The 21,391-nt window shown below is 35.3% G+C and carries 15 protein-coding genes and 1 CRISPR repeat array (1 of these 16 running past the window's edge); of the genes, 3 read left to right on the top strand and 12 right to left on the bottom strand.

Going from position 1 to position 21,391, the window contains the following annotated elements:
- Window positions 1–5,532: a CRISPR direct-repeat array (repeat unit 31 nt; unit sequence ATTTACATTCTAGTTTAGATGGATTTCTAAC) (it extends 1,914 nt beyond the left edge of the window).
- A 177-nt stretch (window positions 5,533–5,709) separates the two neighbouring features.
- The 12 genes from cas2 to H729_RS04415 all read right to left on the bottom strand — a co-directional run bounded on the left by cas2 (window position 5,710) and on the right by H729_RS04415 (window position 19,296).
- On the bottom strand, window positions 5,710–6,006 hold the full coding sequence (cas2, locus tag H729_RS10290; RefSeq protein ID WP_048134385.1) for a CRISPR-associated endonuclease Cas2: 297 nt from the start codon (window positions 6,004–6,006) through the stop codon (window positions 5,710–5,712).
- A 2-nt stretch (window positions 6,007–6,008) separates the two neighbouring features.
- The gene (gene cas1b, locus H729_RS04465) at window positions 6,009–7,001 is read right to left on the bottom strand and encodes a type I-B CRISPR-associated endonuclease Cas1b (RefSeq protein ID WP_020448807.1); all 993 of its coding nucleotides are present in this window, start codon (window positions 6,999–7,001) and stop codon (window positions 6,009–6,011) included.
- A 9-nt stretch (window positions 7,002–7,010) separates the two neighbouring features.
- Complete coding sequence (locus H729_RS04460) at window positions 7,011–7,496, bottom strand: CRISPR-associated protein Cas4 (RefSeq protein ID WP_020448806.1); 486 nt, start codon at window positions 7,494–7,496, stop codon at window positions 7,011–7,013.
- A gap of 11 nt (window positions 7,497–7,507) precedes the next feature.
- Window positions 7,508–9,721 carry a CRISPR-associated helicase/endonuclease Cas3 gene (locus H729_RS04455; RefSeq protein ID WP_048133944.1) on the bottom strand — a complete coding sequence of 738 codons (2,214 nt, stop codon included), beginning with the start codon at window positions 9,719–9,721 and terminating at the stop codon, window positions 7,508–7,510.
- Window positions 9,722–9,732: 11 nt separating this feature from the next.
- Window positions 9,733–10,461: a CRISPR-associated protein Cas5 gene (gene cas5, locus H729_RS04450; RefSeq protein ID WP_020448804.1), complete on the bottom strand. Its 729-nt coding sequence runs from the start codon at window positions 10,459–10,461 to the stop codon at window positions 9,733–9,735.
- The gene (gene cas7i / locus H729_RS04445) at window positions 10,454–11,329 is read right to left on the bottom strand and encodes a type I-B CRISPR-associated protein Cas7/Cst2/DevR (RefSeq protein ID WP_394295670.1); all 876 of its coding nucleotides are present in this window, start codon (window positions 11,327–11,329) and stop codon (window positions 10,454–10,456) included. Before cas7i ends, cas5 begins: the two co-directional genes overlap by 8 nt.
- On the bottom strand, window positions 11,316–12,989 hold the full coding sequence (gene cas8a1, locus H729_RS04440; protein ID WP_020448802.1) for a type I-B CRISPR-associated protein Cas8b1/Cst1: 1,674 nt from the start codon (window positions 12,987–12,989) through the stop codon (window positions 11,316–11,318). Before cas8a1 ends, cas7i begins: the two co-directional genes overlap by 14 nt.
- A 4-nt stretch (window positions 12,990–12,993) precedes the next feature.
- On the bottom strand, window positions 12,994–13,698 hold the full coding sequence (gene cas6 / locus H729_RS04435) for a CRISPR-associated endoribonuclease Cas6 (RefSeq protein ID WP_020448801.1): 705 nt from the start codon (window positions 13,696–13,698) through the stop codon (window positions 12,994–12,996).
- A 107-nt stretch (window positions 13,699–13,805) separates the two neighbouring features.
- A complete protein-coding gene (locus H729_RS04430; protein WP_020448800.1) occupies window positions 13,806–14,474 on the bottom strand; it encodes a tetratricopeptide repeat protein in 669 nt (222 codons plus the stop codon).
- 370 nt (window positions 14,475–14,844) lie between these two features.
- A complete protein-coding gene (locus tag H729_RS04425) occupies window positions 14,845–17,550 on the bottom strand; it encodes a metallophosphoesterase (RefSeq protein ID WP_020448799.1) in 2,706 nt (901 codons plus the stop codon).
- A gap of 794 nt (window positions 17,551–18,344) precedes the next feature.
- Window positions 18,345–18,914: a DUF3793 family protein gene (locus H729_RS04420; protein WP_020448798.1), complete on the bottom strand. Its 570-nt coding sequence runs from the start codon at window positions 18,912–18,914 to the stop codon at window positions 18,345–18,347.
- Between the two features lie 49 nt (window positions 18,915–18,963).
- Entirely contained in the window at window positions 18,964–19,296 is a 333-nt protein-coding gene (locus H729_RS04415; RefSeq protein WP_020448797.1) for a hypothetical protein, read from the bottom strand.
- Between the two features lie 111 nt (window positions 19,297–19,407).
- Between H729_RS04415 and H729_RS04410 the strand changes: the two genes are divergently transcribed.
- Genes H729_RS04410 through H729_RS04400 form a run of 3 tightly spaced genes read left to right on the top strand, consistent with a single transcriptional unit; the run spans window position 19,408 to window position 21,274 of the window.
- Window positions 19,408–19,785: a GntR family transcriptional regulator gene (locus H729_RS04410; protein WP_020448796.1), complete on the top strand. Its 378-nt coding sequence runs from the start codon at window positions 19,408–19,410 to the stop codon at window positions 19,783–19,785.
- Window positions 19,785–20,654 carry an ABC transporter ATP-binding protein gene (locus tag H729_RS04405; RefSeq protein WP_020448795.1) on the top strand — a complete coding sequence of 290 codons (870 nt, stop codon included), beginning with the start codon at window positions 19,785–19,787 and terminating at the stop codon, window positions 20,652–20,654. Before H729_RS04410 ends, H729_RS04405 begins: the two co-directional genes overlap by 1 nt.
- Window positions 20,642–21,274, top strand: a complete 633-nt coding sequence (locus tag H729_RS04400; RefSeq protein ID WP_020448794.1) for an ABC-2 transporter permease — start codon at window positions 20,642–20,644, stop codon at window positions 21,272–21,274. Before H729_RS04405 ends, H729_RS04400 begins: the two co-directional genes overlap by 13 nt.
- Window positions 21,275–21,391: the final 117 nt, after the last annotated feature.

Here is a 21,391-nt window from a genome sequence, read left to right as displayed (position 1 = left end):
AACTTTACCAAAATTCCGAGGTCTGCCAGCTGGTTAAATATTTACATTCTAGTTTAGATGGATTTCTAACGCTTCTTTAAGGTTGCATGTAAAGGTTCTTTGGTTGATTTACATTCTAGTTTAGATGGATTTCTAACCGGCATTTGTAGAGCTGGATAAACAACGTATGAATCATTTACATTCTAGTTTAGATGGATTTCTAACCTGGCCTGTCGGAACAGTTCGCGCGCGAATATTGGGATTTACATTCTAGTTTAGATGGATTTCTAACCCTACACGCGCGTAGACATTAGGCGCATGTTCGCGCATTTACATTCTAGTTTAGATGGATTTCTAACTAGGCGTTTTTCTGCTTTAGTGATGTAAACTGTATGCATTTACATTCTAGTTTAGATGGATTTCTAACTGTGAATGTCTCTCTACCGATGTATTCCCACTTAGAATTTACATTCTAGTTTAGATGGATTTCTAACTCGACATCATTATCTTCTATTTCTGTGCCCATTGTGTATTTACATTCTAGTTTAGATGGATTTCTAACACTCAAACCAGTAGGATCTACAGGCAGAGTAGACGAATTTACATTCTAGTTTAGATGGATTTCTAACGTAAGACTACAGACAAGCAATGATAAGTTTTTTGAAATTTACATTCTAGTTTAGATGGATTTCTAACAGAAGCAACAGACTCTTGGGAATATGAAAGGAAAGAATTTACATTCTAGTTTAGATGGATTTCTAACTTGAGCTGACACATACAAATGATGCAGACTTTGGTAATTTACATTCTAGTTTAGATGGATTTCTAACTTTTGAGACAACAGTAGAAATGCAATATCGCGTAGAATTTACATTCTAGTTTAGATGGATTTCTAACTTAGTCTTTATATATTTGTTTGTTCATTGTTGCTTTCATTTACATTCTAGTTTAGATGGATTTCTAACGTGGGAAGTTCCTAAGGAATACCCCTTGTTATACAATTTACATTCTAGTTTAGATGGATTTCTAACGTGACATGTTCAACCCTGGTCTTGTTCGCATAACGAAATTTACATTCTAGTTTAGATGGATTTCTAACTATCATTCAAATACTTACCCATGGCGAAATCGTATCATTTACATTCTAGTTTAGATGGATTTCTAACTAGGGCCGGATACAATGCCGTCACCACCATATAAGAATTTACATTCTAGTTTAGATGGATTTCTAACGTATTAGACAAGATTAAGAGGGCTTGCAGCCCTCAAAATTTACATTCTAGTTTAGATGGATTTCTAACCCGATGCGTGTGATATATACAAGCGCCTGCCACCCAATTTACATTCTAGTTTAGATGGATTTCTAACTAACTTCACGATTGAGAGGTCTGTAACCCATCAGCAGATTTACATTCTAGTTTAGATGGATTTCTAACAGACTGGGGAAGTCCAGTAAGTTTAAACAATATTGTATTTACATTCTAGTTTAGATGGATTTCTAACCATTTATACCACGACTTCCTTACTTCTAGTTCCATGCCAATTTACATTCTAGTTTAGATGGATTTCTAACCCGATGCGTGTGGTATATACAAGCGCCTGCCACCCACATTTACATTCTAGTTTAGATGGATTTCTAACGAGCAGAGACGCATGCTCCATTTTTTAGCGAGTCGTATTTACATTCTAGTTTAGATGGATTTCTAACCTGATTTCATCCCCCGCCAGCCTCCTAGCTAATTTAGATTTACATTCTAGTTTAGATGGATTTCTAACATTTTTATAACTGCTATGAACCCATTGTATGATTTCTTTATTTACATTCTAGTTTAGATGGATTTCTAACACGCATTCGTCTAATGTTAATCTCGGACCGAGCTTAATTTACATTCTAGTTTAGATGGATTTCTAACCCTAATGTGCAATTAGGGATAACATTGATACTAACAAATTTACATTCTAGTTTAGATGGATTTCTAACGTCAGTTTGCTGATGGTTCTTATGTAGGTACTACAAATTTACATTCTAGTTTAGATGGATTTCTAACACTCCATTAGTTTAGTTCTTGATGATTTCGAGGTAGATTTACATTCTAGTTTAGATGGATTTCTAACTGACTATTACCGCCGGATCGGCATATCAATGTACAAGATTTACATTCTAGTTTAGATGGATTTCTAACGGCATCTCACACTTATAGATGTATTCTTCATTCGAAATTTACATTCTAGTTTAGATGGATTTCTAACCTAAGGTTGATTATGTTGCCTGTATTGATACCATGGATTTACATTCTAGTTTAGATGGATTTCTAACATACCTGAAGCTCATGTAGAAGAAGCAACAGACTCAATTTACATTCTAGTTTAGATGGATTTCTAACTGGCTTAAGAGGGTTAACAGTCACACAGTTCGCATTAATTTACATTCTAGTTTAGATGGATTTCTAACGAGTTGAGGGTAGGGTAAGAGTCTGGGCATGGGCAGATTTACATTCTAGTTTAGATGGATTTCTAACCAAGCGATATGGGTATAGGATCACCAGCGTACCGCCATTTACATTCTAGTTTAGATGGATTTCTAACATAGATCCGTGTGAGGATTGAAATCCCTCTTGAGGTATTTACATTCTAGTTTAGATGGATTTCTAACCTGACCAGTCAACCGTTAACATTGAGATGACAAGAATAAAATTTACATTCTAGTTTAGATGGATTTCTAACTGTTTCCACTGATTGTATACTGACTGTCAGGCAAAAAATTTACATTCTAGTTTAGATGGATTTCTAACATTATCCTGATGTAACTGACCAATTCTCCAGTATAAATTTACATTCTAGTTTAGATGGATTTCTAACTAAAACTGCCCGTGACCGTCAATCAAGCTTTCTACAATTTACATTCTAGTTTAGATGGATTTCTAACTTTGATCTTATACGTTGTCTCTTTTAACAAGTATCCACATTTACATTCTAGTTTAGATGGATTTCTAACCCGGAGATACTGGCTTCCTGTTTAATTTTGTTCCAAATTTACATTCTAGTTTAGATGGATTTCTAACAATACATAAATGAAGATACATTAATATCTTCAAGCAATTTACATTCTAGTTTAGATGGATTTCTAACTTTCAACAAGCTCACGTCCGTTGTAATACACGCTCAATTTACATTCTAGTTTAGATGGATTTCTAACTAAAAATATTGGTAATGTCAAATACATATCCTAAAGATTTACATTCTAGTTTAGATGGATTTCTAACGGCAACATAATCAACCTTAGGCTCGCTTCCTAGTTCATTTACATTCTAGTTTAGATGGATTTCTAACTGGTCACTAGCTGGCAGAGGGGTATTTAATTTCCTCATTTACATTCTAGTTTAGATGGATTTCTAACGCTGACATTAGACGAGTGCGTGCCTATTTGGAACAATGATTTACATTCTAGTTTAGATGGATTTCTAACAGTTTGAATAAAATCGTAATAGTATCTAGTTCTTAAATTTACATTCTAGTTTAGATGGATTTCTAACCTACTCACAATTGGCTTAATCCGTTTACTGCCAGTTTATTTACATTCTAGTTTAGATGGATTTCTAACGCGGTTCCTGCTTAATCAGCAGACGCTCAACCAGCATTTACATTCTAGTTTAGATGGATTTCTAACCTTGTTGATATGAGTATCTGTGACGTGATACCCTAAATTTACATTCTAGTTTAGATGGATTTCTAACCAGCAGGTAGAACTACAGTAACAAGATCAACTTCGGGATTTACATTCTAGTTTAGATGGATTTCTAACATGGAGTTCCTTCTTCGGCTTTTCTTCCTATTGAGTATTTACATTCTAGTTTAGATGGATTTCTAACACTAAGTGCTGTTGCCAGGGTCTTAACTGAGCATTTATTTACATTCTAGTTTAGATGGATTTCTAACTTGGTGATTCTAACAAGTCCTGGGTTAAATTGGTCTCATTTACATTCTAGTTTAGATGGATTTCTAACCGTACTTTGGATACTCATTTGTAAAAACAAACACTCTATTTACATTCTAGTTTAGATGGATTTCTAACGGAAAAGGGTTTAATCAGACCGTATCAGTCTGACAGATTTACATTCTAGTTTAGATGGATTTCTAACTATTGCTCGTTCTACTCTCGATACTGTTATATCTGCATTTACATTCTAGTTTAGATGGATTTCTAACCTTCCTTTAGAACATAGTCAAAATTTCTTACATGTGTATTTACATTCTAGTTTAGATGGATTTCTAACCTGCCCGTCGATCCCACTGGACTCAGTTATGAGGCATTTACATTCTAGTTTAGATGGATTTCTAACTGTGGTTTGATACGAGATATCTCTATCACTATTTAAATTTACATTCTAGTTTAGATGGATTTCTAACTGAACATTTAATGAAGGCGGATTATTTAGCCTCGAAGATTTACATTCTAGTTTAGATGGATTTCTAACTTAACTCTGCCTTTATCGCCATCTGTATAATAATCATTTACATTCTAGTTTAGATGGATTTCTAACGATGAAGATTATCGACTAAGGGAAGGAGAAGTAGATAATTTACATTCTAGTTTAGATGGATTTCTAACTAACAGTATGGATGGTGAGGTATCGTGGGCTACTACATTTACATTCTAGTTTAGATGGATTTCTAACATTTTTCATTGGGGCGGAGCTTGAAGGAAAGAAGGCATTTACATTCTAGTTTAGATGGATTTCTAACGTAGTTTCTCCTTAGATGCTGTTATATCGTACCACTTATTTACATTCTAGTTTAGATGGATTTCTAACAATAGTTATAAACGTATATGCAATGCATGCTCAAAGAATTTACATTCTAGTTTAGATGGATTTCTAACTATCTATGAAACTGTGAAGACGCTATATGATAACTTTATTTACATTCTAGTTTAGATGGATTTCTAACTCGATAGCGCTCCACACGCTCTTGCTCTGTTTCGTTAATTTACATTCTAGTTTAGATGGATTTCTAACTGCTGCTCGTGGTACTCTTGATGCTGCTATATCTCTATTTACATTCTAGTTTAGATGGATTTCTAACCAGGATGGTTTTAGACGTGATGCTGTCCCTTTGTATATTTACATTCTAGTTTAGATGGATTTCTAACTCATTCCGCGAAGCGGCATTTCGCCTATACACGTCCTATTTACATTCTAGTTTAGATGGATTTCTAACCTACCGCTGAAGTGTTCAAGCCTACCGACTGTTCAAATTTACATTCTAGTTTAGATGGATTTCTAACCGATATAACCCCCTTCGCAGGGAGTGTATCTAATAACATTTACATTCTAGTTTAGATGGATTTCTAACAAGGGATGCGTATGGCAACGATGCACTTCAGGCAATATTTACATTCTAGTTTAGATGGATTTCTAACTGATGTAATAATCCCAGTAGTTAATTCAGCTACCTCATTTACATTCTAGTTTAGATGGATTTCTAACTACTATATCTCTTTGGATTCGTTCAGCTCGAGCCGCATTTACATTCTAGTTTAGATGGATTTCTAACCCGCGATCTTTCAATAATATTTCATAATTTGTCTAGTTATTAAAAAGTTTTTCATTAGATACCTTTTTTGTAGAAATGTCGTAGTATTTTGTACGTGATGTATTGAATATAAGTAGAATTTTACCAAAATTTTCTGTCGACCCTTGGATATTTTTGCATAATACCCATCGACAGAATTTACAAAAATTGAGAAGTCTGGTTGAGCTCTTTAGTCAAAAACTCCTTTTGCATCCAGACATCATTTCTTCCTTTAAAGATAATGCATGAGTCTCGATCACATCTTAAATATTTTTTCAGTTCCAATTTCAATTCCATTAATTGAGATTCTGATAATTCGCCTTCGAAAACTGAGTTTTGTATATGTGTTAAATATCGTTTACATATCTTGAAAACAGTTCTCAACACCCGTGCATCTTCTTTGTGCATATATTCATCAGATGAAAGTGATATGTCATAGATTAATACGAGATACAGGTTTACCACCAAATCCTAAATCCTTGATACTTTTGTTCTCCAATTATATGTTTAATTAGCTTATATGCTTCAAGTCTAATCAGATGTTTGTATGAAACTGTTCTGTTCAAAGTTTTATGTTTTATAGTCGCCTGTAAACGTTTTTCAAATTCCTCAACAATCTTTTTTACACCTTTTTCTTTTATTCTTAAATACCCAATTTTATTATCAAAATCATCCATCGTTATCTGATTTTTATTTAACATTGAAAAGATCATTCTGTCAACTATCAATGGTTTAAAAATTTCAGAGATATCCAGGCATAATGAAAAACGTTTAGTTCCTGGTTGATGGAGATAGCTAATAGTTGGATCAAGATATGTTTTATACAATTCTGATAAAATTTTTGTATATAAAAGTGAGTTGCAATACGAAATCATCGTATTTATCATATTGTTTGGTGGATTCTTTACCCTCTTTGTAAAATTTATTTCTTGATTTATTATCACATTGAATGCAGCATAATATTTTTGTCGTATGTTTCCTTCGATACCCATCAATTCTTCGATTGATTTCACATCTGGAAGCATGTGTGATAGTTCTTCAATATAGATCATATATGGGATCAAATCTTTGTCTCTTTCTTCATAATACCTCAGGTTTCTATAGATATTATCTGCAGCAGAAAGAATAAACTCTTTAGCTATTTCCAATCGTTTGGAGTAATCAAGATAATGCTCTACTTGTTTAACGAGAATGTTGCCACTATTCATTGAATCCTTTGGGCAAAAAGAGCCCACATAAAAATCATAATAGTTAAACATGTGAACAGTAACCTTTTTCGATCCAAGAAATGAAAATAGTGAGGAATTGTAATTCATTTCACCAAATATATAGAGATCATACACGCGTTCAATTGGTATATCGCTATAACTTCCATCACTTTTGATAAGTGTTAAACTATTATCTTTTCTGTGAAGAGAGCCACTAGAAAACAAATAATATGACTGTTCCAAAGAATCACCTCACACAAAACAAAATTCAAAATATGCACATTTCTTACAAATTTTGGTCTTAGTTTTTGGAGGTAAATCTTGATCAATAATTTGAATTATGTAATTCATCCGTTCTTCTATTTCAGTGTACTTTTCATCAGTCAAAAATACAGATTCTATATAATTTTCTTTTGGAATTCTAAGTTCACCATTTAGATCATCTATACCTTTTTTCTTTAAAATATATAGATAGTAGTAAATCTGCTCTAACGCTGCTTCTTTCTCAGATGAGCTCTTTTTAACCTCATAGATAATTTTATCTTTCAGTACATCCACATTTGCATTTTCATCGATAAGAATATGTTTTACATTTCTACCATATGCATTTTCATCGATGATCTTTCCAATCTTGACATTTTCATAATCTGATTCCATCGAGATTCCATGAGCATATAGCCATAATTTACGCTCGCATATGAAGCTGTACTGATATAATGTGCCTGAAATTTTTACCATTTTAAACACGTTTAGAGCTGATTGCTAAAATTCTCATTAAGCGATTGAATAGTCAATCCCACACCCATATGACTTTCCTCATCGAAATCATACATAGCATTCACTCGATAAATTTTAACAGATGAACAAATACTATCTTTGTCTGGCATTATTTCTTTTGAAAATATCATGGGGTTTACAGAAATCGTATATTGCATTAAATCATCGAGATATTTCTGCCGTCTGGATGTTTTTGTATGTGGATTATCAATTACTGATCTTAGCTTATCAATCATACCATTGTTTAGCAATATATCATATTGTTCATCTGGGATGATAGTTATTGTCAATATGTCTCTAAACTTTTCAGTGGCCTCTTTTTTTGAAAAATCTGAAAAAGCAAATTTTTCCAAAGAATTATACTCTTTGAGTAATTTTTTAAAGTACTGAGTATTTTTTAACAACTCGTGAGAATAAACACTTTCAACATATGAAATCTTTTCTTTCTCTGTAAAAAACTTATTATCGTATTGTTTTAAACGCTCAACAGACAGATCATATATTTCCGGATCGTATATACTTGAAACACCACTTCTTGTATTGTGTATATGAACATTTGGAGCTGTTCCAGAGTAATTTCTTTTTCTATAGCACCTTCCCAAACGTTGTAGTAAATTATCTGCTGGGCACATCTCAGTATACAATTCATCAAAATCGATATCGAGACTAGCTTCAACTATCTGAGTTGAAACCCAAATGCCATTTTCATCACCATCTGAAAATTTGAGTATTTCAGCTTCTAGCACATCACGATGCCTTTTTTGATATCTGCTATGGATTAAATGAACATTCCTGCAATCATGTCTTAAATTTTGAAAAACTTCACATGCTCTGTTAACTGTATTGCATATGACCAAAACCTTTTTAGAGACACTGTTTCTCAATATTTCTAGATAATCAAAATCCCCTTCAACATATGAGATCATATGACGTGTTTCATATGGACTTAAAAAGGGTGTTGGTTTTCTATAGGCTATTTTTGTCTTATTTTTTATCAAATACTCCAAGATTGGAGGGAATGTAGCGGTGACTATCGCAAACTTTCCTCCCAGATGATCGATAATCTTTAATCCAAATAAGATCTTAGCCAGAATATCTGGAGAGTAAGATTGAATCTCATCAATTACAACCTTTGAATATTTTAAGGTTGCGGGAATCATTTCACATCCAAGATATTTATATACAAATGTGAACAGCTGATCGACAGTGCAGACGGTTAGTGGATATGAAAAAAGTTTTGATCTCCGATATTTGGTGAGTGCATCTGCATCAGCATCTTCCTGCATCAATAAAGATAATGAGTCTGAATGAAGGAAAATGCTATTTTCATATCCATATCCTTCGGTTGAATCGTGTATACGCTCATAAATAGCATTTATAGCTACTTTTAATGGCAGCGTATAAAACAATTTAGATCCTCTTCCCCACAGCAGAGCAGCTTCTGTTTTACCAATCCCCGTAGATGCAACAACGATCATATTTTCATCAGTATGATCTTTCATTTCTTCTTGGACAGACCTAAGTTTCCACTTTGATGTTAATTTTGATTCTACAATTTCATCATATCTTTGACCATTCTGAAGTGGATCCAGTTCAATTGATAAATCATCGTTTGAGCTGGCTACATAATCTAATCTATTTAATATCCCTTTCACTACGGCATATCTTTCCCACCTATCCAACTCAACAAATATGCCTTTTTTGAAGACTTTAGATAAGTAACTATTTTGCAATTTATAATCGTTTTGAAACCTTGGATAGATATCTGCTTCCAGAGTTCTGTGAACATCTTCTTTTGAACAATCTTGCCGCGTATGGTGATAATATATAGCATTAATAATTGATATTACCCATTCTTTATCGAAGTCACCAATCATCGACTCATATGGTAAAAAAGCAGGGCTTAGATACCCATGCGGAATGCTCATATCACCATAAAATTCATCAAGATCTTGATTGTGCAATAATGGTTTTTCTAATTTTTTTAACAGCTTATTTTGAAACTGATAGTTTACTTTTCCATAATCGTGATATTTTAAGGCTATGAATATGGCCTGTTTTTCATTTTCTGAAAAGTATTCACCATAATAATGCATTAATTTATGAAAACACATCTCTAGCTTATCCGTATGCTCTTTAATCGTTTGCTCAGGACTTGTTTTAGCTAGAAAGTTATCCACTAACATATGTGATCACATTATGAGAGGAACACTAAGTCTTTTGATTGATCTATATACATATTCTCAGAGGTCACCAGAGTACCTCTGCATGCATGGTGAACTCTTACTGTTTCTACCCATGACCTGGTTTTTTTCTTTCCGCTTCCTGTGATTTTGAAAACCTTATTTATGCGATATACTGTCCCAATTAAATCTGTATTTTCATCTAAGTCAATATACGAATCTGGAATATACTCATCATGTGTTAAAATACCTTCAGTACATTTTTCCAGATCAACGATTGATACGTCACTTATTATTGCAAGATCTTCATACCTGCCTAATGATAAGTACACAGGTGGGTTAATCAATGAATTAGCGATAGTATTGAGATCCATCGCATCTTCTGGTACAATATGAATTATCAGTTCTACGTCTGTAAGAAGTTCATAGCTTCGCGGAATAACACTAATGCCATCATATTTACCATCACCAGAATCAACTTTTTTTTGATGTCTAGTGGGATCGTATGCTATCCCAAAAACATAGTTTGTAGCATAATCACTTACAGTAGATGCATACGTTCCCTGAATTGATATTTTCATTGGGTGATATGAGCCCTCAGATGTCCAGCCGCATGCTGCGTGTACCATGCCAATTACACTAGAGTAAGGTGGTAAAGGATAGCTTTCTTTAATCATAAAGCTAGCAGGCTTTCTGTAATTTGGCATCTGTTGAGTGATGTGAAGTTTTATTGCCTTAACCATAATAGCTCCTCACCTTATCCTGAAGCTTTGAAAACACAGCACTTATTGATTCTGCTTTGAGCTCTTCTATTATTTCCTCATTGTTTGAAAAACTATTATCTAAATAACCCACATAAGTATTTTCTTTAGAATCATTACATGATTCAATAACTTCTTTTAATCTAGAAATATTTAGAGCATTTTTCGAGAGTGTGCATCTTCCTTCAAAGTATGGAGTTTTTCGATCAAAAACACCGCCAATTACAAAAACAGGTGCCATGTTTTCTCTGCGTCCTTTTATATCTCTAAACAAAAATTGAATTGTTTCTAAAAGTGTACACACCCTTTTTGCTTTTTCTTCAGGTGGTAGAGATATTTTTCCATCTTCACCGATGCGATCCAAGTCTATAGAAACTGTATAACTATAGTATGAGTGATGGATTTCACTTTGCATTATACCATTTTGTAGATCTGCACGTTTAGCTAATCCCATATTAGTCATAAAATCAAGATCGCTCCTGAATGGTTCTAGGGAAATAGCATTACTCAATCTTGCTGCAGCACTGCGTATATCTGCCCCACCAGTATCTCCTTCAGATTTACTTCTCGTTTTCATATATCCAAAAAGATCTATTTCTGGATAGTCTAGAATTGTTGCGGATGGATCAAATTGAACGGTACCTTTGTCACCGTTCACTGGTGTATCGTCCCAACCGGATTGCTGAACAATGTTATACCTTAAGGCTTGACGAGATATGTATGAATATACATTCCCATCACTTCTGCTCATTTTTTTCAGCATTGTGATATTTCCCATACCTTCTCCATAATTTGCACTTTCAGCTTCAAACACGATTGTAAGTGTCAACCCTTTTTTATTCACTAACATCACCCTCTTTTGGTTTTTTATATCCATCTGATTTTAATCCTAAAAGATATGCATAGCCAATTGTTCTAAATTTTTCATCACTTTCAAAACATGAGAAAAATATGTCTGGAACTGGCTGACCAACGCTCGAGTATGAGCGAATTAGCAGATTCATAAATGCATCACGATTACTCAAGGAAACTGCATTTAAAAATTGATATATCATTCCTTTTAACTTATCGTCTCTATCGGATGTTGAGACGTCTTTTGTTAAATTTACACGCATTTCTTCACCTTTCTTTTTAGCGACATATGCTTGCTTAGTATCGGCTTCCATTTTCTGACCACCCTGAGAATTTATTTGAATTATTAAAATCGGAAATAAATGGTTAGAGTTTGTTCCATCTCTCAATGAGATTTTCAACAACCTAGAAATGAAATTATATAAACTCTGCCTATTGATGATGTGTTCAACTGTAGATTGGTAAACATTTATAAACTCGTCAGAATCTTTAACATACCAATTACGGATATAATCTAATTCATTTTTGCTATCGGCCAATGTTGTAACAATCTGCTTATCTATCATATTTAATGAGTATCTTTTTGAATCTTTATGATTCTCTCTTACAATTACCTGTATATTATCTATGCGTTTCTGTACGTTAGATAATTCTAGATTTGTAAATTTGTTATATACTTTATACCAGACATTTTTATCAGCTTCATCCGTCCGATAAAACATCCCCTCAGAAAGACTTTGAAGAGTTTTAATGTTTATATTGCTGTTTATAAAGATTGCATCAGATGCAGCATATGAAAAACCAAGTGGAACTAATGAATAGATAAATGCACATAATGGGCATAAGTATGCATCGGGCACACAGTTCCAGTAATATGATTTTTTACGATTCGTGTCGTCTGTAACGTCCGACATGAATGATAGAGATGTTGTAGTTTTTGAAAGTCTTCCACAATCTATACAAGGCTTGGTTTTAGATTTTGTATATGATAAATCATCCAACAAAGGTTGAACGAAATCATTATGATATATTTGGGTAATGTCTTTCTTTGTATTAGATCTATTCAGAAAGCTTACATCTCCCATAAACATATTAATTTTTGAGTATAGGATATCCTTAAAAATTAAAACTTCTTTTACCTTAGGCTGATTTAAAAGACGACATAGTTCAAAGTATAGATCTTTTTTAATTATATAGTCTTTTTCTTTTTTGAACGACGCAATCATTTCAAGAGTTATCTTTTCCACATTATCATAACTAGCTAATATTTCATAACCAGATTTGAAACTAGCTTTTTCTAGCATCTCTGAAAATTCTTTAAATAATTCGTTTACATCTTTGATCCATTTTTTATCTTCAGGGTCATACTTTTCAAATAATTTATTTACAGCATCTTGTTTTGACATTACACGAATAAATTTAGTGTCTTCGCCCAAATAATATACAATGGATTTAACGTACAAATCGGCGAGATTGTGTGTCAATATGAATTTTTTTGATATGTATAGGTCTTGATTGTCAATTATATAATCTTCATCCTTTACACATCCAAGTTCATCATACTCTTCAGCATATTCAAACAATCTAAGAAGTCCAACTACTCCCGCATTCAAGAGAAAACCATTTAATGTCACTTTCAAATAGTCTTTTTCATCCATGATATCACCGAGAAACTATCTCAAAATGACCGAAACCTTCACTACGTCTACTGCCCATACCACTTAGCAATAATTCATTAAGTACATCCGGATCTGATGTAACTTTATATGTCCCTAGAGACGATCTAATGTTAACTCCAAATGATTTTACAACCGTCTTTTTGGGCGATATTGGCTCAACATCAAGCTTCACATCTTTTCCAAGTCTATTTGCAGTCACGATATTGAGACAATTGCTGAATTCATCATCTTCAAAAATATAATATTTATCTGCTTCACCTGCATAGTGTTTTCTTACAACTAGCGGACTTAAAAACCGAATGGTAATTGTATTTTCTGTGATTTTAGGAACTGGTTTAATCTTCAGATATTGAAGTGCCATATAATTCCCATTTGCAATTGGATATGGATTTTGCATATCTTTCCTGAATGCATTATATAATAAGAGCGTATCAAAATCATTTGAAGATGAGAATGTTACCCAAAAACGAGAATTTCCCAACTCCATACTATCGCTCTGAAATTTTGCTTTCGGTAACGCAACAGAAAATGTAAATGACTTTTGTATGGTTCCACCTGTACCATATAGGTCATGATAAATCTTGGGATAATATTTACTCAATGTATATTTGATATAGCTTACAATAGTCGGCCTATAGTCCTTCGGCAGATTATTTTTATGTAACGCAAATGATAAATCAATAGTCATGCAGCTACCTCAAAGAATGGTACTTTGCTGAAAGTACCAAATACACGTGCTCACTATACAATATCTCTAAGCTACTATATAAATGTAACACTAATGTCATGTTTTTACTACTTTCTTCTCAAAATCTTATCAGATTTGTCAAAGTCTTCATTACCTTTGGAAAGTCTTTCAAGGTTAAGTTTAGCACTTGCATAATGCTGATCAGCAGCAAGCTTGTACAATCTTGCTGCTTCCTCAAGGTCCTTAGAAACACCTTCGCCAAATTCATACATTAGAGCTAAATTATTCTGCGCCCTTGCAGATCCCTGCTCGGCAGATTTTCTATACAGCTCAGCGGCAGTCTCGTAATTCTGCTCTACACCCTCACCGCGGTCATACATCAGACCCAAGTTGGTCTGAGCATCGATGCTCCCCTGGTCAGCTGCCATAGCGAACCATTTCACAGCTTCCTCATAACTCTGAGGTGCTCCCCTGCCTAATCTGTATAAAACTCCGAGATTATTCTGTGCGGTAGCATCTCCTTGATCTGCAGCAAGCTTGTACCACTCGATAGCTTCCTCATAATCTTCGCTGACACCCATACCGCTGTGATAAAAGTAGCCCATGCTGAGCTGCGCTTTGACATGGTTTTGTTTTGCTGCTAACTTGTACCAGTGCATAGCCTTCTTGTAGTTTTTTGCTACGCCGTCTCCCATCTCATACGCATATGCAACCTGAAACTGTGCCTCGGCATCTCCGCCTTTGGCGGATTTCAGCAGAAGATCAAAATCATTCATCGTATAGTCATCACTATAAGGCAGTTAAAAGCTTGCTTTGGAATTGTTCGATTATACACTAGTAATCCATGGTATATGCATCAGTTCTAGTGATCTTATTGTGCAGAATGTATGAGTATAGAAAATTAAAGAACACATCTTATTGATATAAAAATGAGGTCTCTGAGAGCGTAGTGAATGCTTTATAAATAACTTATTGTTGTATTTAATATATGAATAATAGATTGGCATGTGCATAGAATTAAAATTCAATTGATTTAAGGTATAAAGTCATTCAACTCTAAATTTATATTGAATTATATATAATTACAAATATGACATACTAATAGAGTATCAGAATACACTTTTATTTCCTCCTGCCAGTCAATGTTTATTTCGTTTGGCTATTGTTAATGAGCCTTTGCGGATAGTTTGCAATGATAGGGTCGTTATCATTCGTGTCAATCGTTAGTATCTCATCCTTCCACACACGAACGACATTTTGGTCAAAAATATATTGCACAGATCGCATAACACGAGATGGCTCATACATAGTTTTGTCTAAAACTAACTCAGATACAGTAGTCAATGCAGTGTTCTCATCATGTTCCTGCGCTGTCAAAATTGGTAGTAAACCCGACCTAGATGCTTTTTTGTATTGTAGCAATAACGGTGTGCCATTAGGTAATTTTGGAGGCTGGGGTGAATTTTTTAACAATATGGGGATATTCTTATAAGTGTATTTTATCAATGTATTTGATGCAAAGTATGGCGTTATTTTTCCATCAAAGGGATTGACATAAATGTGGTTAAAAAAATCAATATCTATAATGCAACCGTGAATATTTCCATTTCCTCCGAATGCACGTATCTCTTTAGAAATAGTTTTAAGCGCATTGCGATACGGTGTAAAAGCAGCTTTCACACACTGCTTATATGCTGCAAGATTATTGAAATAATAGTCAATATCATGTTCAACTCTGTGAATCTGACCACCTTCCAACATATACAAGTTCTTGTCCTTTAGAAAGAACATGTATGCACCATCGCGTTTTAATAGGTATAATTCTCCTCCACGTTTGAAGCTAGATATAACTATCCCACAACCACGATTAAAATCAATATATTGATTTGGTCTGATATGATAGATACCATCTTCCCAATCATAAAATGGGTCATAACGGCCGCTTACCGTAAATGAGTTAAAATGCCAATTTTTTGGTACGTACCCGACTTGATTATCTGATAAAACCGTGGTTCCATCATCCTTACGAATCAAAGAATTTTGATGCGTGTGTCCATTGATATATACCCAGTTAGGATTATATTCCGCATTTGACCAGTTTTCCATTTGTGTGTGTGTCAGTACAATCACTCGTTGGAATTCTGCACACTGCAAGACTTTTTCATATACTGTTTGGAATCTCTTTGATCTTTCAATGTCTTCTTCAGCAGTTATGGTATTGCGATATAGTCCCATTGTAGCATTAAATACCGGATTAAGACCTGAAAATCCAATGCCTCCAAGAATAATTAATGTAGACTTCTCACAGATCTCTGAAAGTTCGTTTGGATCTGCTTCAAGTATCGTTTTTTCATCAATCCGCACACTGCGTTGTCTTTTATATTCAATATATAATTCATTCTCTAACAGGGTGTTATATAAGGCTTTACGATAATCTTCAATTATTTCATCAACAGGACGGCTTTTAGAGATTCCCATTGGATCACCATCCCACAGTTCATGATTGCCAAGCACCGAGATGATGTTTACGTGAAAATTCCAAATTCTGGATAATGCAGCTTTGAGTGCTTTATAAAATATTTTCTCAAGTTCAATGCTGTTGGCGACATCACCCGCAATCAAAACAGTTCCTCGATCTTGAACTGAATTCACAAGTTCAGAGACTTTATCAGCTACCATTGATTCGATTTCTGGTAATGTTTTATCAGTTAGATCAAGTTGATGTTCTATGTGGACGTCGGATATATAGTAAATATGCTGAACTGAAGAATCACTAATTGTTTCTAGTTCATGAGATATTAATTCATTGCTCTCGGTAATTGCAGACCTGTTCTTCAAAAGCGTACTTGGTGTTTCAAGTGAAATTGGTTTGCAGTTAAAAGAACTTATTCCAAAAATAGCTTCATACTTTGCGCGTACTTTCTCTGGAAACAATGAAATGGGAATTGTTGGGTCTCTTTCAATTGCTCTAAAACAACGAGATTTTGTTCTTTTAGCTTCAGGAATATGTGCTAAAGCACCAGGCCATGCAGATAAAGCCGCGTCTATGATTGCATCATGTTCTTTATACATCTCGGGAACCCATTCGTATAAACTAGCATCGCGTTGTACAAACTGAAGACACTGTGCTTTTGACAAATATTCTGATGGTACACCTCTTAGGCTTGCAGGGCACATTTCAACAGATAAATTGATGAGTTCTTCTGTCATGTATCTTTTAGGGACATGACTAATGGGCCAATTGTTGGCTGGGTAGAGACGTAAACTACCATCTGACAATCTAATACAGTTTTCCTGAGAGGTACGAGATACCACATCATATGCCATTGTCTTTGTAATGAATTCATTTGGTACTTTCTCAATTGCAAGAGGATTTTTCTTTATGGCTAGTTCACACAAACGACGTCCTTGCTCTCCCATAATCAGATTTAGAGGTACATATGATAATGCAACATATTTCTCATCTGTACTCACTGCAATTTCGCATAATTCATATGTTTTGAACTTTTCAGGAATTTTCGATAATAATTCACCCCTGTTACTCAAAGCCGCTTTACAGATGTTATAACTAAGCAAATATTCTGGAACATAATCTAGATTATCGCCGTTCTTACTGCAAGCAATAATGCATAAGTCTTCAGTCATCAATTGCTTTGACATAAATTTCAGTATAGTTCCGCACCCGTCATCATTTTCAACAGCACGCTGCACCATCTCAAACGTTTGTAGATTTTTTCCGATGCGTGATAATGTCGATGCGCACGGGTTTTTATTAAAAGCTATGAACGGATCTTCTTCATCAGCAATGCCAAGTTTCTCAGCAAGCTTATTAACACCCTTACTCTTATCCATATGCATTGCACCTAGGCTAATCAAGTTTAGAGTTTAATCCATTATGCAAAGTGAAGACTGTGTGATGATTTTAAATCTCTATATTTTTTTATTTATAATCAAATGTACCTTCGATTTTGTACAAGCTCACACTTCTGTTGCATAAGCAATACTCTATTATACATGTATTATTTATGATTAATTCCTACCATGTTTGCTCTAATGCGCTTGCATATCATATGCAAACAGTTTTGTTAGTATCTGGCAGACATGCCCTAACATGTAACGGCCGATGCAGTTTCAGCCATAAGCCTTTTAAAATTAGGGAGCGTAAATTTAACTTATCAAGCAGCATTCAGTTCCTCCTGTTTTCATATGTTGCATCAGCGAACCTATCATCAAAGAGTATCCTTCTAACACCATTAAACTAACAAGATGGCGGGATGGCGAATTTTCTGCTTTACCGCCAGTCAGTGTGTGTTATCTCCACATACAAACATCAAACTAAAGAACTGTAGTCGGCATGATCTAGACTATCATCAAATATCGAATTGCAGACTTGTAAAGGTTCGAGGCACGTTATCCATATCACATCGAATGACTGCACTCTACTTACAAAAAACAAAAAAAAGAGCAACCCTCCATACTTTCGTACTAACCGTTGTATTTCGGACGAACAAAGTATAATAGGTAACATATCATGATAATTAATGATTATTGAAGCAAGCAAACTGTATTACAAATTAAGGGAATAAGAATTAGCCTAAATAATGTTTCGAGAAGTGCTGCCTAATTATGCAACAGATATTTTGAAATTAACCTGCATAGACTGCCAAGTCTGCTACACTTCTGCCATCTTCAAACTCATTCAGGTAAAGCTGCCTGCATAGCTTGATCTCATTGAACATTCTCTGTGCCTTGCATTTGTCACAGTAGACTTTCCAGCATCCCCGGCAGAGATAGTTTCTTCCCTTATTTTCTATGAAGCCTTTGACATCTTCCAGGGGGTAACCTAAAAACAGTCCGATCTCGTGCGGAACTCCTTCCGCAGCAATTTTTCTCTGCAGACTTGACAGTACTGACTTTATATCTCTGCAGTCATAACCAGAACTGCATAGAAACTCACAGATCTCTTCTTTTTTAATGTAATCATGCAGCATTTTCGGCCTGTAGACATACACAAGCGCTCTTCCCGAGGAGATATTCAATAACCTGAGGCGGATGCCCTTGATATTTAGAACTGAATTTAAAGCACGTATCTCCGCTGCTAAAGATATGGTGTTGTCAGACGGACATGTAAATAAACTGCCCGGCTTGATATTTGCCAAGGTGGGTGAGCAGTGCCTGACTAAACATCTCTCAAGATAGCTCTCTGATTCTGCCATCTTAATTTAGGTATGCCTAAATAGTTTAAATAATTATCCTGAAGAAAGATTACTTTTCAGCCGCCGATATCTTATTCAGCTTATTCTGAATCCTTTCTGCCAGGGCGGCCGCATCAGCAGCTATACCATTCAATTCATCATCAATCACGGAGTCCTTACCCAAAACATCTGCAGCATCATACAAAGTCTCAGAAACAGAAGACATCATGTGTATGAGCTCATTTTTTGCTTTTTCAAGCACTTCAGATCTGAGCTGGTGCAGCCTTTCAATGATTTCTTCTGGTATGCCTTCACTGCTTACGAAGATAATGTTATTCAGATTTTCTCCCAGCTTAAATTCCACATTGTAGCTGTCGTCTTCAGTTCCGAATCCTATGTGCATATTCTTAGATGATCATAAAGAATAGAAGACTTTCTGTGAAGATTCTCACATTTCACCTATGTGTACTGCAGTGTATATATAGTACAAGTACATTAAGCACGCAGGGAGAAGATGGATATAATCATCAGCAATCGGTCAGGCAAACCCATCTATGAGCAGATTACTGCGCAGGTAAAATCTGCCATCATGAGCGGCGAGCTTCAGCCTGGTGATCCGCTTCCTTCTATGAGAGCTCTCGCCAAATCGCTGCATATCAGCGTAATCACGACTCAGCGCGCCTATGAAGACCTTCAGAGAGATGGCTTTATCGATACCATAACCGGCCGCGGAAGCTTCGTTGCTGTTCAGAATAAAGACATTATTCAAGAAGAGCAGCTGCGGAATGCTGAAGGCCATCTTCAAGAAGCAGCTGAAATTGGAAGAACCCATGGGATCAGTCTTGAGAAATTGATAGAAATTCTGACAATATTCTATTCGGAGGAAGAATGATGGATAACATACTAGAAGTCAAGGATCTTACAAAGAGATACGACGGCTTCTGTCTAGATCGTGTTAGTTTTTCACTGCCAAGCGGTTCAATAATGGGCCTCATAGGAGAAAACGGCGCGGGAAAAACTACAGCGATCAAAGCGATCCTTGGACTGATATCATCAGATGAGGGATCCGTAAAGATATTTGGTACAGATTGTAAAACAAATGAAAAACTGATAAAGAGCCAGATTGGCGTGGTATTTGATGAGTGTAATTTTCATCAGTACATGAATGCAGATAAAGTTTCAAAAGTCATGAAAAATCTGCATCCTGACTGGGACGATGCACTTTTCAGGAAATACCTGAAAGGATTCGATGTATCTGAGAGCAAGATAGTAAAAGAAATGTCCAGAGGAATGAAGGTTAAATTCAGCATAGCGGCGGCACTGGCTCATAAGCCGAAACTTCTGATTCTTGATGAATCTACCAGCGGTCTTGATCCGATTTCGAGAGATGAAATCCTCGATATATTCCTTGAATTCATCCAAAACGAGGATCATTCCATATTAGTATCATCTCATATCACCAGTGATCTGGATAAGATAGCAGATTACATAACATTCATTCATAATGGCAAGGTTGCGTTGAGCAAATCCAAAGATGAGCTCATTTACAGCTACGGGATAATAAAATGCAAGAGCAGCCAGTTTGACAAAGTTGACAAAAATGATATTATTGCATACATCAAAAAGGACTTCGGCTGTGAAATATTAGTAAAAGATAAGGAAAAAATAATATCAAAATACAAAGATTTTGTTGTAGACGGTGTCAATATCGAAGACATAATGCTGTTCTATGCAAGGGGTGAAGTATTATGCACGGATTAATCCAGAAGGATCTGTACAGCATTACTGGCAGCTTAAAATCGCTTCTGCTAGTCATGGTTGTGTTTGGGATTATATTTATTCCGCAGTCCGGAGGCATTTCATTTATTGCCGTGACTGTATTCATGATGTCTGCTCTAGTGATATCAACTATCAGCATGGATGACTTTGTGAAATGGGATAAATACGCTCTGACGCTGCCGTTGAGCAGAAAAGACATTGTAAAAAGTAAATATGAACTGCTGATCATATTCAGCGTCATCGGCTCAGTTATTGGTCTGGGTGTGTCTGCAGCATATAACCTCATAGTAAAAGAAGCATCAATGGCGGATCTGCTGGTGATGGGTATTATGATGATTGCAATGTCTATCGCGCTACTCAGCATCGTGATGCCTGTAATTTACAAATATGGAGTGGAAAAGGCCCGCATACTGATGATGGTGTGCATATTTCTGCCGATAATCCTAATCTTGGGCTTAGTGTACCTTGCAGAAGATGCTGGTATTGCTATTCCTGAGATGAATGAAGTGCTGGTGATTGTCTCGGCCCTTCTGGTCTCTGCGGCTGTGTTCCTGCTGTCATACTTCGTGTCTCTGAGGATCTATTCAAAAATAGATCTGTAAATGCCGTCAGCGGCACCTTTTTATTTTTACCAGATATTATTTTATGTCCGCTGGACTACAGAATAGACGTTGTTTGATATTTGATGATACACAGACGGTCTCACTAAACAATAGGGT

The sequence above is a fragment of the Candidatus Methanomassiliicoccus intestinalis Issoire-Mx1 genome (assembly GCF_000404225.1).
GTDB lineage: Archaea > Thermoplasmatota > Thermoplasmata > Methanomassiliicoccales > Methanomassiliicoccaceae > Methanomassiliicoccus_A > Methanomassiliicoccus_A intestinalis.
This window is presented reverse-complemented; position numbering and strand designations above follow the sequence as displayed.

What these genes read in the sequence shown, in the direction of transcription:
- cas8a1 (WP_020448802.1), bottom strand. Translation starts at nt 12,989, where the DNA reads ATGGATGAAAAAGACTATTTGAAAGTGACATTAAATGGTTTTCTCTTG.
- cas5 (WP_020448804.1), bottom strand. Translation starts at nt 10,461, where the DNA reads ATGGTTAAGGCAATAAAACTTCACATCACTCAACAGATGCCAAATTAC.
- cas6 (WP_020448801.1), bottom strand. Translation starts at nt 13,698, where the DNA reads ATGACTATTGATTTATCATTTGCGTTACATAAAAATAATCTGCCGAAG.
- H729_RS04430 (WP_020448800.1), bottom strand. Translation starts at nt 14,474, where the DNA reads ATGAATGATTTTGATCTTCTGCTGAAATCCGCCAAAGGCGGAGATGCC.
- H729_RS04415 (WP_020448797.1), bottom strand. Translation starts at nt 19,296, where the DNA reads ATGCACATAGGATTCGGAACTGAAGACGACAGCTACAATGTGGAATTT.
- H729_RS04420 (WP_020448798.1), bottom strand. Translation starts at nt 18,914, where the DNA reads ATGGCAGAATCAGAGAGCTATCTTGAGAGATGTTTAGTCAGGCACTGC.
- cas7i (WP_394295670.1), bottom strand. Translation starts at nt 11,329, where the DNA reads ATGTTAGTGAATAAAAAAGGGTTGACACTTACAATCGTGTTTGAAGCT.
- H729_RS04405 (WP_020448795.1), top strand. Translation starts at nt 19,785, where the DNA reads ATGGATAACATACTAGAAGTCAAGGATCTTACAAAGAGATACGACGGC.
- H729_RS04400 (WP_020448794.1), top strand. Translation starts at nt 20,642, where the DNA reads ATGCACGGATTAATCCAGAAGGATCTGTACAGCATTACTGGCAGCTTA.
- H729_RS04425 (WP_020448799.1), bottom strand. Translation starts at nt 17,550, where the DNA reads ATGGATAAGAGTAAGGGTGTTAATAAGCTTGCTGAGAAACTTGGCATT.
- H729_RS04410 (WP_020448796.1), top strand. Translation starts at nt 19,408, where the DNA reads ATGGATATAATCATCAGCAATCGGTCAGGCAAACCCATCTATGAGCAG.
- H729_RS04460 (WP_020448806.1), bottom strand. Translation starts at nt 7,496, where the DNA reads ATGGTAAAAATTTCAGGCACATTATATCAGTACAGCTTCATATGCGAG.
- H729_RS04455 (WP_048133944.1), bottom strand. Translation starts at nt 9,721, where the DNA reads ATGTTAGTGGATAACTTTCTAGCTAAAACAAGTCCTGAGCAAACGATT.